The 14,467-nt window shown below is 61.7% G+C and carries 14 protein-coding genes; 10 read left to right on the top strand and 4 right to left on the bottom strand.

Annotated features, from left to right (window positions below; genetic code table 11):
* The first annotated feature begins 8 nt into the window (after nt 1-8).
* Nucleotides 9-584, top strand: a complete 576-nt coding sequence (locus ACZ415_RS12375) for an elongation factor P hydroxylase (protein ID WP_344704178.1) — start codon at nt 9-11, stop codon at nt 582-584.
* Here the strand turns inward: ACZ415_RS12375 and ACZ415_RS12370 are convergent.
* Both ACZ415_RS12370 and ACZ415_RS12365 read right to left on the bottom strand, forming a co-directional pair.
* A complete protein-coding gene (locus tag ACZ415_RS12370) occupies nt 581-1,057 on the bottom strand; it encodes a hypothetical protein (RefSeq protein ID WP_344704180.1) in 477 nt (158 codons plus the stop codon). The genes ACZ415_RS12375 and ACZ415_RS12370 overlap by 4 nt on opposite strands.
* A gap of 41 nt (nt 1,058-1,098) precedes the next feature.
* Nucleotides 1,099-1,962 carry a TatD family hydrolase gene (locus ACZ415_RS12365; RefSeq protein WP_344704182.1) on the bottom strand — a complete coding sequence of 288 codons (864 nt, stop codon included), beginning with the start codon at nt 1,960-1,962 and terminating at the stop codon, nt 1,099-1,101.
* Nucleotides 1,963-2,095: 133 nt separating this feature from the next.
* Between ACZ415_RS12365 and ACZ415_RS12360 the strand changes: the two genes are divergently transcribed.
* Nucleotides 2,096-4,015: an ATP-binding cassette domain-containing protein gene (locus tag ACZ415_RS12360; protein ID WP_344704184.1), complete on the top strand. Its 1,920-nt coding sequence runs from the start codon at nt 2,096-2,098 to the stop codon at nt 4,013-4,015.
* A gap of 170 nt (nt 4,016-4,185) precedes the next feature.
* Here ACZ415_RS12360 and ACZ415_RS12355 read toward each other — a convergent pair whose 3' ends face one another.
* Nucleotides 4,186-4,638, bottom strand: coding sequence for a universal stress protein (locus tag ACZ415_RS12355; RefSeq protein ID WP_344704186.1), 453 nt, complete (start codon nt 4,636-4,638; stop codon nt 4,186-4,188).
* 108 nt (nt 4,639-4,746) lie between these two features.
* Between ACZ415_RS12355 and ACZ415_RS12350 the strand changes: the two genes are divergently transcribed.
* Nucleotides 4,747-5,289 carry a preprotein translocase subunit YajC gene (locus ACZ415_RS12350; RefSeq protein ID WP_344704188.1) on the top strand — a complete coding sequence of 181 codons (543 nt, stop codon included), beginning with the start codon at nt 4,747-4,749 and terminating at the stop codon, nt 5,287-5,289.
* Here ACZ415_RS12350 and slyA read toward each other — a convergent pair.
* Nucleotides 5,286-5,735 carry a transcriptional regulator SlyA gene (slyA, locus tag ACZ415_RS12345; RefSeq protein WP_344704191.1) on the bottom strand — a complete coding sequence of 150 codons (450 nt, stop codon included), beginning with the start codon at nt 5,733-5,735 and terminating at the stop codon, nt 5,286-5,288. The two genes, ACZ415_RS12350 and slyA, sit on opposite strands and share 4 nt — an antisense overlap.
* Nucleotides 5,736-6,049: 314 nt before the next feature.
* Between slyA and fadB the strand changes: the two genes are divergently transcribed.
* The 7 genes from fadB to sufD all read left to right on the top strand — a co-directional run bounded on the left by fadB (nt 6,050) and on the right by sufD (nt 14,399).
* On the top strand, nt 6,050-8,209 hold the full coding sequence (gene fadB, locus ACZ415_RS12340; protein ID WP_344704193.1) for a fatty acid oxidation complex subunit alpha FadB: 2,160 nt from the start codon (nt 6,050-6,052) through the stop codon (nt 8,207-8,209).
* Between the two features lie 24 nt (nt 8,210-8,233).
* On the top strand, nt 8,234-9,412 hold the full coding sequence (gene fadA / locus ACZ415_RS12335) for an acetyl-CoA C-acyltransferase FadA (protein ID WP_344704195.1): 1,179 nt from the start codon (nt 8,234-8,236) through the stop codon (nt 9,410-9,412).
* Nucleotides 9,413-9,522: 110 nt separating this feature from the next.
* Nucleotides 9,523-10,002 carry a YbhB/YbcL family Raf kinase inhibitor-like protein gene (locus tag ACZ415_RS12330; protein ID WP_344704197.1) on the top strand — a complete coding sequence of 160 codons (480 nt, stop codon included), beginning with the start codon at nt 9,523-9,525 and terminating at the stop codon, nt 10,000-10,002.
* Between the two features lie 266 nt (nt 10,003-10,268).
* Entirely contained in the window at nt 10,269-10,733 is a 465-nt protein-coding gene (locus ACZ415_RS12325) for an SUF system Fe-S cluster assembly regulator (RefSeq protein WP_344704199.1), read from the top strand.
* 60 nt (nt 10,734-10,793) lie between these two features.
* On the top strand, nt 10,794-12,236 hold the full coding sequence (gene sufB, locus ACZ415_RS12320; protein WP_344704201.1) for a Fe-S cluster assembly protein SufB: 1,443 nt from the start codon (nt 10,794-10,796) through the stop codon (nt 12,234-12,236).
* A 73-nt stretch (nt 12,237-12,309) separates the two neighbouring features.
* Nucleotides 12,310-13,059, top strand: a complete 750-nt coding sequence (gene sufC / locus ACZ415_RS12315; protein ID WP_344704203.1) for a Fe-S cluster assembly ATPase SufC — start codon at nt 12,310-12,312, stop codon at nt 13,057-13,059.
* The gene (gene sufD / locus ACZ415_RS12310) at nt 13,056-14,399 is read left to right on the top strand and encodes a Fe-S cluster assembly protein SufD (RefSeq protein WP_344704205.1); all 1,344 of its coding nucleotides are present in this window, start codon (nt 13,056-13,058) and stop codon (nt 14,397-14,399) included. Before sufC ends, sufD begins: the two co-directional genes overlap by 4 nt.
* The last annotated feature ends 68 nt before the right edge of the window (nt 14,400-14,467 follow it).

Here is a 14,467-nt window from a genome sequence, read left to right as displayed (position 1 = left end):
GAGTCAACGTGGAAGCAGCAGCGAAAAAGGCAGATGACGCGCGCTGGACGCTGGATGATATAACCGCTTTGTTTGACGGCGTATTTGCCGCGACCTACCAAACTCGTCTGATTCGCGGCGGCGATGAGCCGATCTATCTGCCGGCCGATGGCGATACTGCGTATCATCGCGTGATCTTTGCCCGGGGCTTTTACGCCAGCGCCCTGCACGAAATCAGCCACTGGTGCATTGCCGGTGCGTCACGCCGACAGCGTGAAGACTACGGCTATTGGTACCTGCCCGACGGCCGCGACGCCAAACAGCAGCGAGCGTTCGAGCAGGCAGAAGTGGCCCCGCAGGCGCTGGAATCGCTGTTTGCCGCGGCCTGCGGCCGCGCGTTTAACGTTAGCGTCGATAACCTGGACGGCGACGCCGAGGTTGATCGCCATGCCTTTGCGCAAAAGGTGCAGCAAAGAGCCGATCGCTATCTCGCTGACGGGCTGCCCCTTCGGGCCAGGGCGTTTCGCGAAGCCCTGCACTGCTACTACCAAACCGCTGCAAGCCTGGAGCAGGCCTGCGCTACCGGGCGGGGCGTGCTCGCTTAGTGCTCCACAAGGCGCTGGTGCAGATGCAGCATGGCCTGAATCTCGTGCTCGGGGCGCATGGGTTCAAGGCCCAGCTCATTGAAGGTCTCCCCGCGCCGGTGCTGCCACACCCCGGGCCCGACGGCATCGTAGAGCACCTCGGCCGGTGCCAGCTCGACAAAGGGATCAAGCCCGTAGGTATCGAAAAGGCGTGCCAGCGCCTGGTCTTCCTCGCCGCTGCCGTTGGTGTATAGCGTGGCGTTGAAGTGATCATTTTCCAGCTCACGGATCACGTCCAGCGGGCTTACGCCCAGACTTTCCAGCTCTTCCATGCTGTAGTCTCCGGTAATGCTGGATTCCTCGTTTAGCCAGCTGTCGTCGGGCTGAATCAAGGTGTGCTTGACGCGCCCGTCAGGGAGTGACCAGGCAATGGCCAGCGGCAAGCCGTCATCGCTTGCCGTTTCCAGCGCGATAAATCCCGGAATATCGTTCATGTGGTCGTCTCTTTGATCGGTCGTTTCTTTGATCGGTCGGTTCACGCCGGCAGGCGAAAAAACGCGGTGGCCGTTCGAGTCGTTGCCTCGGCGAGCGCGGCTTCGTCCATATCGCGCCAGTAGGCAATTTCACGCACGATCCACGGCAGCAAGGCCGGTTCGTGACGCCGCCCCTTGAGCTTCGCCGGCAGGTTGCGCGGCAGCAGATACGGGCAGTCGGTTTCCACCATCAGCCGCTCAAGCGCAATGTCGCCTACCAGCTCGCGCAGGTGATGCCCGCGGCGCTCATCGCACAGCCAGCCGGTCAAGCCGATGTGCAGGTCCAGATCCAGATAGCCGTAGAGGGTGTCTTTATCTGCGGTAAAGCAGTGCACCACGGCATGGCCGATATCGTCGCGCCAGCTTGTGAGCATCTCGCGCATGCGGGTTCCGGCGTCACGTTCGTGGATAAATAGCGGCAGGCCGTGCTCGGCGGCAAGGGCAAGCTGGGCTTCGAAGGCGTGCTCCTGCTCTGCCGGGGTTGAAAAGTTGCGGTTGAAATCCAGCCCGCATTCGCCTACTGCAACAACGCCCGGATGCGAGTACAGGGCGGCCATGTGCCCGGCAAGCGAGGCGTTCCAGCCGCTGGCATCGTGGGGGTGCACGCCGGCGGTGGCGTATAGCCCCGCATGACGTTCAGACAGCGCAGCGGCCTGGCGGGCGTGCTCAAGATCCGTGCCGGTTAAAATCAGCGTGTTTACGTTGGCTGCCCGAGCCCGGGCCAGCACGGCGTCAAGATCATCGGCAAAGCTTTGATGGGTCAGGTTCGCCCCGATATCCACCAGCGGTGCCGGCGAGCGAAACTGCAGCGCCTCGGGCAGCGCGCCGTCGGATGCTGGCACGTTGTCAAAAGATGCGTCGGCCACGTGGAGCTCCTGAGTCACAGCAAATAGACATGATACATCGCCTTAGTATAACGCTTGGCGGTGAAGGCGACGATACCGCCACCTGCGCGGCTGCATACGTTACACTATTGCTTTGCAACATGAGGAGAAAAGCGTGACCTTGTTACGACTCGAACAGCTACAGCTGGCTTATGGCACCCAGGTTTTGTTGGACAGCGCCGACTTGACCATTGAGAAAGGCGAGCGCCTGGCGCTGGTCGGGCGTAACGGCACGGGGAAGTCGACGCTGTTAAAGCTTGTTGCCGGCGAGCTTCAGCCTGACGGCGGTACGATCTGGCGGGCCCCGGGGCTTAAGATCGGCGTGCTGGCCCAGGAGTTGCCGGACTCATCGGGCATGACGATTTTTGACGTAGTGGCGCAAGGCCTGCCCGAGGCCGGGGAACTTCTGTCTGAATATCATCACCTGATTCACGCCGCCGAGCCGGACATGGACCGCATGGCCACGCTGCAAACCCGCATCGAGGCCATTGACGGCTGGTCGTTTCATCAGCGTATCGATGTGATTTTAACGCGGCTGGGCCTGCCGCCCGAAGCCGAGATGAACGCGCTGTCCGGCGGCTGGCGCCGGCGCGTGGCGTTGGCGCGTGCCCTGGTGGCCGAGCCGGATCTTTTGCTTCTCGACGAGCCCACCAACCATCTGGATCTGGACACCATCGCCTGGCTGGAAGAGCAGCTTTTGGCGTTCAACGGCGCGGTGCTGCTGATTACCCACGACAGGGCGTTTCTTTCGCGGCTGGCGACCCACGTGCTGGAGCTGGATCGCGGCAAGCTGGGGCGCTATCCGGGCAGCTATACGGCCTATCAGGAGCGCAAGCAGCACGAGCTGGAGGTCGAGGCGCGGGAAAACGCCGAGTTCGACAAAAAGCTTGCCCAGGAAGAAACCTGGATACGCCAGGGCATCAAGGCGCGGCGCACCCGCAACGAAGGCCGCGTGCGGGCGCTTGAGCAAATGCGCGCCGAACGCGGCCAGCGCCGTGAACGTCAGGGCACGGCCAATCTCACCGTGGACCGCGGTGAGCGCACCGGCAAACGCGTCATGGAGCTGGCCCACGTTACCCACGGCTACGGCGCCGATCCTTTGATCGATGATTTCAGCCTGGAAGTGCAGCGGGGCGACCGTATCGGCTTTCTGGGGCGCAACGGTGCGGGCAAGACCACCTTGTTAAAAATCATGCTTGGCGAGCTGGCCCCTGATGCCGGAACCGTCCGGCTGGGTACCAATCTGAACGTGGCCTACTTTGACCAGCTGCGTGCCGGGCTTGAGCTGGAAGAAACTGTCTACAACAACGTCGCTCAGGGCAGCGATCGGGTGTCGGTCGGCGGCAAGGATCGCCACGTGATGAGCTATCTGCAGGATTTCCTGTTCAGTCCGGCGCGCGCCCGCCAGCCGGTCAAGGCGCTGTCCGGCGGCGAATCCAATCGCCTTTTATTGGCCAAGCTGTTTACTCAGCCGGCCAACGTGCTGGTGCTCGACGAGCCCACCAACGATCTGGATATGGAAACCCTGGAGCTTCTTGAAGAGCTGCTGCTGGACTTTGACGGCACGCTATTGCTGGTGTCCCACGATCGGACCTTCATGGACAATGTAGTTACCAGCGTGCTGGCGTTTGAAGGCGAAGGCCAGGTGCGTGAATACGTCGGCGGCTACACCGACTGGGTGCGCCAGGGCGGCACGTTACCGCCGGCGCCCTGGGATGGCGCGGCCCGCCAGCAGGCCGAACCCACGCGCAAGGCCGAGCCCGCCCCGGCAAAAAAGCCCGCAGCGCCGGCGAAAAAGGCGGTGAAGCTATCGTATAAAATCCAGCGAGAGCTGGACGGCTTGCCCGCCGAGATTGAACGGCTGGAAGGGCAGGTTGAAGCCCTGGAGCAAAGCGTAGGCGACCCGGCGTTTTATCAGCGGCCTGCAGGCGAAGTAGAGCAAAAGCTTAAAGAACTTGGCGACGCGCAAGAAGCGCTGGAAGCGGTTATGGAGCGGTGGATGGAGCTTGAGGCGATGACAGAAAACGCTGAGTAGCAGGCAAGCTCAGCCGGGCATGAGCGCGTGAGGCAGAGCCGGACGAGATAAAGCCAAACAGGATAGAGCCAAAAGGATAGGGCCACACAAGATAGAGCCAAACAAGGAAGGCAGAACACAAAAGGCGCCAACAAGGCGCCTTTTGCTTTGCGAGATTGCCCGGCGGGCCTTTACTCTTCGCTTTTTTCGCCTTTTTGCCCTACGCGTACGGCGAGCACATCGCACTGAGCGCCGTGCAGTACGCCGGTCGACGTAGAGCCCAGCAGCAGGGCAAAGCCGTGGCGCCCGTGGGAACCCACGACGATCAGGTCGACGTTGTGGTCGTCGGCAAAACGGTGGATTTCGGTATCGGGCATGCCGACCACTACGTGCTGATTCACTTCGTCCACGTGCGGGGCGGCAATTTCGCCTAGCCGCTTTTTGGCGTGGTCGTCAAGCTGATCCTGAATGCTGGTCAGATCCATGGGAATATCGCCGCCGTAGGCAAAGCCCAGCGGCTCCAGGGTATGCATGATGGAAATTTTGGCATGGTCGTTGCGCTCGGCAACGGCCATGGCGCGTTCCAGCACCTTGTGCGAATCTTTGGTTAAATCGACCGCCACCAGAATATGGTGATAGCTCATATTATCCCTCCAACATAGTGAAATAGCGCAGCTAACAAACCCCGCCTTCACTCTAGGCCGGCATGCGCGATTTAACAACGGATAGCGCAGGAAAACAGGAGCTTGAGCATGAAATGGTTGATTATTGTGGCCGCTGTGATGATGGCGATCTCGCCGGTCATGTGGCTAAAGCCCAGCCCGCGACAGCGTCAACGCGACCGGCTGCGTGAACTGGCGCGCCAGTACGACGTCAAGGTCGAACGCCGCGAGGCGCCGCTGCTTCTGGTAAAAGACGACATGCCCGCGTATCGGCTGCGCTACCCCGGTGACCGGCCAGGCCCGGATTTCACGCTGGTGCGCGATGCCGTGGCAAGCCAGGACCTGGCACGTTACACCGACGGCTGGCGCTTTCGCATCGCACCGTTGCGCCCTTTGCCCAGGGATGCGCAGCAACAGCTCGCCGAGATGGTCAGCGCTTTGCCCGACGACGTCTGGGTGGTGGAATCCAATCAAGCGGCGCTGACGCTTTGGTGGTGGGAATCATCCACGGCAGAGGCGCTTTCCCCGGCGCTGAAGGCGGCGGCAGCGCTGCGGGATACGCTGTGCGGCCATGCCGATCATCCCGGCGTCAGCCCCTTGCGCGCGCCGGCCATGCCGGAAAAGTCAGGCTAGTGCGCGGTGGATTGCTCGCGTTCTTGAAGCGTCAGGCCGTTGGTTTCAATAATGGCCAGCCAGCGGTCCAGCTGCGCGATATCGTCATCGCTGAGCCCGCACAGCATTTCCTGGCGCGCCTCATCGGCCACGCGGCCGATCTTGTCGATCAGCGGCATGGCGTCTGCGGTCAGGTAGATACGCTTGGTGCGCCGGTCGCTTTCGCAGGCGCGGCGCTCAATGAGCCCTTGCTGTTCCAGCTGACCCAGGGTGCGCACAAGCGACGGTGCTTCAACGCCGATGGCGCGGGCCAGCTCGCACTGGGGCTGGCCGTCGCCCATGCGCCATAGATGGTAGAGAGTAACCCAGCGTGTCTGAGTGAGCCCCAGCGGTGCCAGGCGGCGATCGAGAATCGAGCGCCAAAGATGCGGAAGACGAGCGATGCGAAAACCAAGTGACGTAGCCATGAATGCCATACTGTTAGTGAAAAGACGTTCCGTAAAAAGCGCATGGATGCGAAGAGCGTGGATGCAACAGCCTGAATGAATAAGCCTGAATGAAAAAGCTTGAATGAACAGGGGCAGGTGAAAAAGAAACGGCCCTTCGGGAAGAAAAAATCTATTGTCAGGAATTGTCAACCCGGCAATGGCGGAATGCAAGATATCGAAGCGTCTGGCTTGTGGGCGTGCAGCGAATAGACGAGGCTTGACGAGGCCTCGGGTCTGCCCCAGGCTTGAGCGATAAAACGGCCGTATGAATCTAACTTTGTGGAGCAGCGCGGATGATCTATCAAGGCAATGCCGTCACAGTGGCACGCGATAGCGACGATATCGCGACCCTTACCTTTGACGCCCGGGAAAAATCGGTCAACGCACTTTCCAGCGCGACTGTTAAAGAGCTGGGTGAAGCGGTGGCTGCGCTGCAAAAGCAGAACGGGCTGGAGGGCCTGGTGCTGGCAAGCGCCAAGGGCGTGTTCATCGTCGGTGCGGACATCACCGAGTTTCCCGCCCTGTTCGAGAAAGGCGAAGACTATCTGGTTGAGATGAACCTGAACATCCACGAGATTTTCAACGCCATCGAAGATTTTCCCTTTCCTACCGTGGCGGCGATCAACGGGCTGGCGCTGGGCGGCGGCCTTGAAGTGACGCTGGCGGCGGATTTTCGCGTGATGGCAGACACCGCCAAAATCGGCCTGCCCGAAACCAGGCTGGGCATTGTGCCCGGCTGGGGCGGCTGCGTGCGTCTGCCGCGCATTATCGGCGCGGACAATGCCATTGAATGGATTGCCGGCGGCACGCAAAACAGCGCCGAAGACGCGCTGAAGATGGGCGCGGTAGACGCCGTGGTGCCCGGCAGTGAGCTGGCTGATGCGGCTCGCACCCTGATCAAGCGCGCCGCTGCCGGCGAGCTTGATACCCAGGCCCGGCGGGCGGAGAAGGCCGGCCCGCTCAAGCTCAACGCCAGCGAGCAGATGCTGGCCTTTGAAACCGCCAAGGGCTATGTGGCCGGCAAGGCCGGGCCGCACTATCCCGCGCCGATGGAGGCCGTTCGCGTCATCCAGAAAGGCGCCGGCGAAACCCGGGAGCGCGCCCAGCGCATCGAGGCCGAGGCGTTTGCCAGGCTGGCGCTGACCGACGTGGCGTTCAACCTGGTGGGCCTGTTCATGAACGATCAGGCGGTCAAGAAAAAGGCCGGCGGCTACGCCAAGCAGGCCGATAAAATCGAACAGGCGGCGGTGCTGGGCGCGGGCATCATGGGCGGCGGCATCGCCTACCAGAGTGCTTCCAAGGGCACGCCGATTGTGATGAAGGACATCCAGGCCGACGCCGTGGAGCTGGGGCTGAAAGAGGCGCGCAAGCTGTTCAACAAGCAGGTCGAGCGCAAAAAGCTCACCGCTGCGCAAATGGCCGAGCGGCTGAGCTATATCCGCCCGACGCTTTCCTACGGCGACTTCGGCGATGTGGATCTGGTCGTCGAAGCCGTGGTGGAAAATCCCAAAGTGAAAGGCGCGGTGCTGGCCGAGGTAGAAGCCGAGGTCAGCGACGACACGATGCTGGCCTCCAACACCTCGACGATTTCCATTACCCGGCTGGCGGAAAATCTCAAGCGGCCCGAGCAGCTCTGCGGCATGCACTTTTTCAATCCGGTGCACCGGATGCCGCTGGTGGAGGTCATCCGCGGGGAGAAAACCTCCGACGCCGCCGTGGCCGCCACCGTGGCCTACGCCCAGGCCATGGGCAAAACGCCGATTGTGGTCAACGACTGCCCGGGCTTTTTGGTCAACCGCGTGCTGTTTCCGTACTTCGGCGGCTTTAGCCTGCTGGTAGAGCAGGGCGTGGACTTCGCCCGTATCGACAAGGTCATGGAAAAATTCGGCTGGCCCATGGGCCCGGCTTACCTGCTGGACGTGGTGGGCATGGATACCGCCGTGCACGCCCTGCACGTCATGGCCGAAGGCTTCCCCGAGCGCATGGCGCGGGACAGCAAAACCGCCATTGAGGTCATGTATGACCACGACCGGCTGGGGCAGAAAAACGCCAAGGGCTTCTATGCCTACGAAGAAGACAGGAAGGGCAAGCCGCAAAAGGTCAGCGACGATGCCGTGCCGGGACTGCTGGAGCCGGCAGTGAAGGGGCAGGCAGAGCGCTCCGATGAAGAGATTATCGCCCGGATGATGGTGCCGCTGTGCATGGAAACCGTGCGCTGCCTGGAAGACGGCATCGTTGATTCGCCGGCCGAGGCCGACATGGCGCTGATTTACGGCATCGGTTTTCCGCCGTTTCGCGGCGGCGCGCTGCGCTACATCGACGCGCTGGGCGTGGCCGAGTTCGTCAAGCTGGCGGACAGCCTCGCCGATGAGCTGGGGCCGCTCTACGCGCCCACCGACAGGCTGCGTCGGATGGCCGACAGCAACGCCCGCTTTTACGACGCCGCCGAATAAGCCGCCGCGCAGAGGAGAGCAAAGATGAGTGTCAATCCGAGAGACATCGTGGTGGTCGACGCCGTGCGCACCCCCATGGCCCGGGCCAAAAACGGCGCGTTTCGCCACGTCCGCGCCGAAAACCTGTCGGCCGCGGCCATGCAGGCGCTGTTTGCGCGCAACGCCGGCCTCAATCCTGCCGAGGTGGACGACGTGATCTGGGGCTGCGTCAACCAGACCCAGGAACAGGCGATGAACATTGCCCGCAACGCCGCCATCATGACCGGCATGCCGCGCAGCGTACCGGCGCAAACCGTCAACCGGCTGTGCGGCTCGTCCATGAGCGCGCTGCACATCGCTAGCGCCAACATCCGCGCGGGCATGGGTGACATGTACCTGATCGGCGGGGTGGAGCACATGGAGCACGTGCCCATGACCCACGGCGTCGACGTCAACCCGGCGGCGAGCAAGTACGCCGCCAAGGCCGCGATGATGATGGGCCTGACCGCGGAGCTTCTGGGCAAGATGCACGGCGTCAGCCGCGAGGAGCAGGACAAATTCGGCGTGCGCTCTCATCAGCGGGCTCAGGCGGCCATGGAGCAGGGGCTTTTTGATAACGAAATTATCGGCATCGAAGGCCACGACGCCGACGGCGTCAAGGCGCTGATCAAGACCGACGAAGTCATCCGCGCCGATGCCAACCTCGACGACATGGCCAAGCTCAAGCCCGCCTTTGATCCCAGGGGCGGCACGGTGACCGCCGGCACTTCATCGGCGCTTTCCGTAGGTGCCTCGGCCATGATGGTAATGAGCTACGAGCGCGCCCGGGCGCTGGGGCTTGAACCCATGGCCCGGGTGGTTTCCACCGGAGTGGCCGGCTGCGACGCCTCGATCATGGGCTACGGCCCGGTGCCGGCAAGCCAAAAAGCGTTGAAAGCGGCGGGGCTCACGGCGCAGGATATTCAAGCCGTAGAGCTCAACGAGGCCTTTGCCGCCCAGAGCATTCCGGTGCTGAAGGATCTGGGCTTTCTCGACGCCATGGACGACAAGGTCAATCTCCACGGCGGGGCGATTGCCCTGGGCCATCCGCTGGGCTGCTCCGGGGCGCGCATTGCCACCACGCTTTTGAACGTGATGCAAAGCCGCGACGCTACCCACGGTCTTGCTACCATGTGTATCGGCATGGGGCAGGGCGTGGCCACGGTGTTTGAGCGCCTGAAATAAGCGCGCCGTCAGGGGCCGTTGCGCGAAGTAAAAAACCAGAATGAAGTAAAAAAGCAAAGCGAAGTAAAAAGCCAGAGTGAAGTGAAACGTGAAGTAAAACAGGAGGATATATGGCATTTGTTCCGTCTGCGCTGAAGGTCACCAGCCCTGCGTTTGGTTACCATGGCGCGATCCCGCAAAAGCATTCCGGCGAAGGCGAAGACCTCTCTCCGGCACTTGCCTGGGAGAAACCGCCTGAAGGCACCCAGGGCTTTGCCGTGATCTGCCACGATCCGGACGCGCCGCTGATACAGCACGGCACCTACGGCTTTGTGCACTGGCTTTTGTATAACCTGCCGGCGGATACGCTAAGCCTTGATGAAAATACCCGGGCGGGCACTGCGGGCAAAAACGACGCCGGCAACGTCGGGTATAACGGCCCTATGCCCCCGGAAGGCCACGGCAAGCACCACTACTACTTTTGGGTGCTGGCGCTGGACTGCCAGGCCTCGCTGCCCGAAGGCCTGACCCAGATCGAGCTGCTCAAGGAGCTGGAACCGCATCTGCTGGGCATGAGCCGGCTGATCGGCACCTATAAACGCGGCGACTGATACCAGACTGCGGCCTTTGTCAGGGCTACCCGCCGGCACGCGTGCCGGCGGGTTTTTTTGTGCAGGCGATATCAGCTGACCGCGGGGCTGGCCAATAAATAAAAACGATTGTCGTTATTGTTGCTAACTTCATCAAACGTGCCGGTAAGTGAGCGGGTCGGTCGTATATTTGTTGCTCGGGCTTCACAATGCCCGCATACAGGACTAAAATGGTCCCCAATTCGACGCCAGCGGGGCAGCGCTACCGCCGGCGACAGGGAGGCGCCATGCTCAAGCTTTCGCGATTGACCGATTACGCCGCCGTGGTCATGGCACAGATTGCCCGCTACCCGAACCGAGCGCATCCGGCCATAGATCTGGCCGAGGCTGTGACGCTGCCGGTACCTACGGTACGCAAAACGCTCAAGATGCTGGTGCGCGCCGGGCTTTTAACGTCAATACGCGGCGCCCAGGGCGGCTATCAGCTGGCGCGGCCGGCCTCGCAGATCACCGCCGCTGACATTATTGCCGCCATTGAAGGCCCGGTGGCCATGACCGAATGCAGCCAGGCAGAAGGGGACTGCGAGCTTCTCGACACCTGCGGCGTGGCGGATAACTGGCAGCGGGTATCGCTTGCCATCCGCACGCTGCTGGAAAGCGTCACGCTTGCGCACCTGGCGGATACTGCACCGCTCAAGCTTCCGGTACGCCTGCCTATTCAAAGTATCAGCTTATCGGCGGCCACGGCCTAGTGCCGCCTTCATTTACCAGGCGAGCAGGCCTCGCCGCCCAACTGCCCGGAGGGTACCCCCATGGCAACTGAAGAAATGGAACAGTTGGTTCGTCGCGAATACAAGGACGGTTTCGTCACCGACATTGAAAGCGACACGCTTGCGCCGGGGCTGGACGAGAACACCATCGCCTTTATCTCGCAAAAAAAAGGCGAGCCCGAGTGGATGCTTGAGTGGCGCCTGGACGCCTATCGCCAGTGGCTGAAAATGAAAGAGCCGTCCTGGGCGCACTTGAACTACCCGCCCATCGACTATCAGGCCATTTCCTACTTCAGCGCGCCCAAGCGGCCGGAAGATCGCCCGCAGAGCCTTGACGAAGTCGACCCCAAGCTTTTGGAAACCTACGAGAAGCTGGGTATTCCGCTGCACGAGCGTGCCGCTCTTGCCGGCGTGGCGGTCGATGCGGTGTTTGACTCCGAGTCCGTGATCACCACGTTCAAAAAAGAGCTGGGCGAGGCCGGGGTGATTTTCTGCTCCATTTCCGAGGCAGTGCAGGAATATCCCGAGCTGGTCAAAGCCTACCTCGGCACGGTGGTGCCCAAAAACGACAACTACTTCGCTGCGCTCAACTCGGCGGTATTTACCGACGGCTCTTTTGTGTTTGTGCCCAAGGGCGTGAAGTGCCCCATGGAGCTTTCCACCTATTTTCGCATCAACCAGGAAAATACCGGGCAGTTCGAACGCACGCTGATTATCTGTGAAGACCGTGCCGAGGTGTCCTATCTGGAAGGCTGCACCGCCCCCCAGCGCGATGAAAACCAGCTGCACGCAGCGGTGGTCGAGCTGGTGGCGCTGGACGACGCCTACATCAAATACTCCACGGTGCAGAACTGGTACCCGGGTGATGAAAACGGCGTGGGCGGTATCTACAACTTCGTCACCAAGCGCGGCGACTGCCGCGGCGAGCGCTCGCGCATCAGCTGGACCCAGGTGGAAACCGGCTCGGCGATTACCTGGAAATATCCGTCGTGCATGCTGCGCGGTAAAGACAGCATCGGCGAGTTCTACTCCGTGGCCGTCACCGGCGGCCGCCAGCAGGCCGACACCGGCACCAAGATGGTGCACATCGGCGAGGGCACGCGCTCCTACATTGTGGCCAAGGGGATTTCCGCGGGCCGAAGCGATCAGTCCTATCGCGGTCTGGTCAAGATCGGCCCCCGGGCGAAGGGCGCGCGCAACTTTACCCAGTGCGATTCGCTGTTGATCGGCGATACCTGCGGCGCCCACACCTTCCCCTATCAGGAAATCAACAACAGCACAGCCACCGTCGAACATGAGGCGACCACCTCGAAAATCGGCGAAGACCAGCTGTTTTACTGCCAGAGCCGGGGCATTTCCGAAGAGGACGCGGTCAGCATGATCGTCAACGGCTTTTGCAAGGACGTCTTTCAGGAGCTGCCCATGGAATTTGCCGTGGAAGCCGAGGCGCTGCTCAACGTCACCCTGGAAGGCGCGGTGGGCTAACGCCTCAACGCAACGCGCAGCCGGACGGCGAAACGTCCGGTTTCAAGGTCATCTGTTTTTAAAAGGTATCCGCATGCTTGAAGTCAACGATCTGCACGTCACGGTTGAGGGCAACGAAATTCTCAAGGGCCTGACGCTCACCATCAACGCCGGTGAAGTTCACGCCATCATGGGCCCCAACGGCGCGGGCAAGTCCACGCTTTCCGCGGTGATTGCGGGTAAGGACGGCTACGAGGTCACTCAAGGCACGATCCACTATGACGGCCGGAACGTGCTGGAAATGGAGATCGAAGACCGCGCCCGGGCCGGGCTGCTGCTGGGCTTTCAGTACCCGGTGGAAATTCCGGGGGTGAAAAACATCTACCTGCTCAAGGCCGCGCTCAACGCTCAGCGGGCGGCCCAGGGCCAGGGTGAAATCCCCGCACCCGAGTTCATGAAGCTGATCAAAGAAAAGATCGCCTACATGCAAATGGATGCGAGCTTTCTGCAGCGCGCGGTCAACGAAGGGTTCTCCGGCGGCGAGAAAAAGCGCAACGAAATTCTACAGATGCTGGTGCTGCAGCCGCGCCTGGCGATGCTCGACGAGATCGACTCGGGGCTGGATATCGACGCGATGCGCGTGGTGGCCGAAGGGGTCAACAGCCTGCGCGATGACAACCGCGCGATTCTGCTGGTCACCCACTACCAGCGCCTGCTCGACTATGTAGTGCCTGACTGCGTGCACGTGCTGGTGGACGGGCGCATCGTCAAAAGCGGCAACGCCGAGCTTGCCCGCGAGCTCGAAGCCAACGGCTATGAAGGAATCGAGGAGTCAGCGGCATGAGCGATACGCTAACTTTTCTGGAGACGTTCAAGACGCGAGATGCCAAGCGCAGTCCAGAGCCTAGCTGGGTGGCGGCCCGCCGCCAGGCCGGCGCGGCGCGCTTTGAGGCCATGGGCTTTCCTACCCGCCGGGACGAAGAGTGGAAATATACCAACGTGCGCGGCATTGCCCAGGGCCACTTTGCGCTGGCCGATAACGGCCATTTTTCTCCGGCCGCTGCAGCAGCGCTTACGCTGCCCGTTGACGCCTATCGGCTGACCTTTGTTGACGGCGTGTTTGCCGCGGCGCTGTCCGACGTTCAAGATCTGCCGCAAGGGGTGGAAGTGCTGCCGCTTTCCCAGGCGCTTGAAGACAATCACGAAGCCGTGGGCGGCCCGCTTGGCCGGCTGACCGGCGTGGAGTTTTCCGCCTTTTCCGCGCTGAACACCGCCTTTATGGAAGAAGGGGCGGTCGTTCGCCTGGCCGCCGGCTGCGTAGTGGAAAAGCCCATCGTGCTGCAGTTTTTATCCCGGGAAAACGCCGAGCCGACCATGTGCCACCCGCGCGTGCTGGTTGAGGCGGCAGGACGCAGCGAGGCGACGCTCGTCGAGCATCACGCCGGCGACGCCGAGGCGAAAAACTTCACCAATATCGCAAGCGAGCTGTTTTTAGGCCGCGGGGCGATACTGACCCACTACAAGCTGCAGGAAGCCCCGCTGGGGGATTACCACGTTGCCAGTATTCACGTGGAGCAGCAGCGCGACAGCCGCTATGTGTCGCATAACCTGGATTTGGGCGGTGCGCTGGTGCGCAACGACCTGATCAGCGATCTTAACGGCAAAGGCGCCGAGGCGACCTTTAACGGCCTGTTTTTCGGCCAGGGCCGCCAGCACGTGGATAATCACACCAAGGTCAATCACAATGCGCCGCTGACGTTTTCCAACGAAAACTACAAGGGGATTCTTGACGACCGTGCCCATGGCGTGTTCAACGGCCGGGTGTACGTCAAGCGCGACAGCCAGCAGATCGAGGGCTTTCAGAGCAACCAGAACCTGCTGCTCTCCGACCGGGCACACATTGATGCCAAGCCGGAACTGGAGATCTATGCCGACGACGTCAAGTGCTCTCACGGCACAACAACCGGCCAGCTGGATGAAGATGCCGTTTTCGCGCTGCGCTCCCGGGGATTGGATGAGCAAACGGCCCGGGGGCTTTTGACCCTGGCTTTTGCCGGCGAAGTTCTTGAAGAGGTTGCCCTGGACGCCATTGCCGAGCGGGTTGAGCTGGCCGTGGCCGGTAAACTGCCCGAGCGCTTTAATCTGGTGGGGCTGGTGGAGGCCTCTTCGGCGCTAGGCGACTGACAAGCCGCCCAACGTCGGATATAACGATGATGGCGCGGGCTTTGCCGGCCGGTGCCAGGATACAAGGC

The sequence above is a fragment of the Halomonas cibimaris genome (assembly GCF_055379665.1).
The sequence above is the reverse complement of the archived record's forward strand: the minus strand, read 5'-3'. Positions and strand labels throughout refer to the sequence as shown.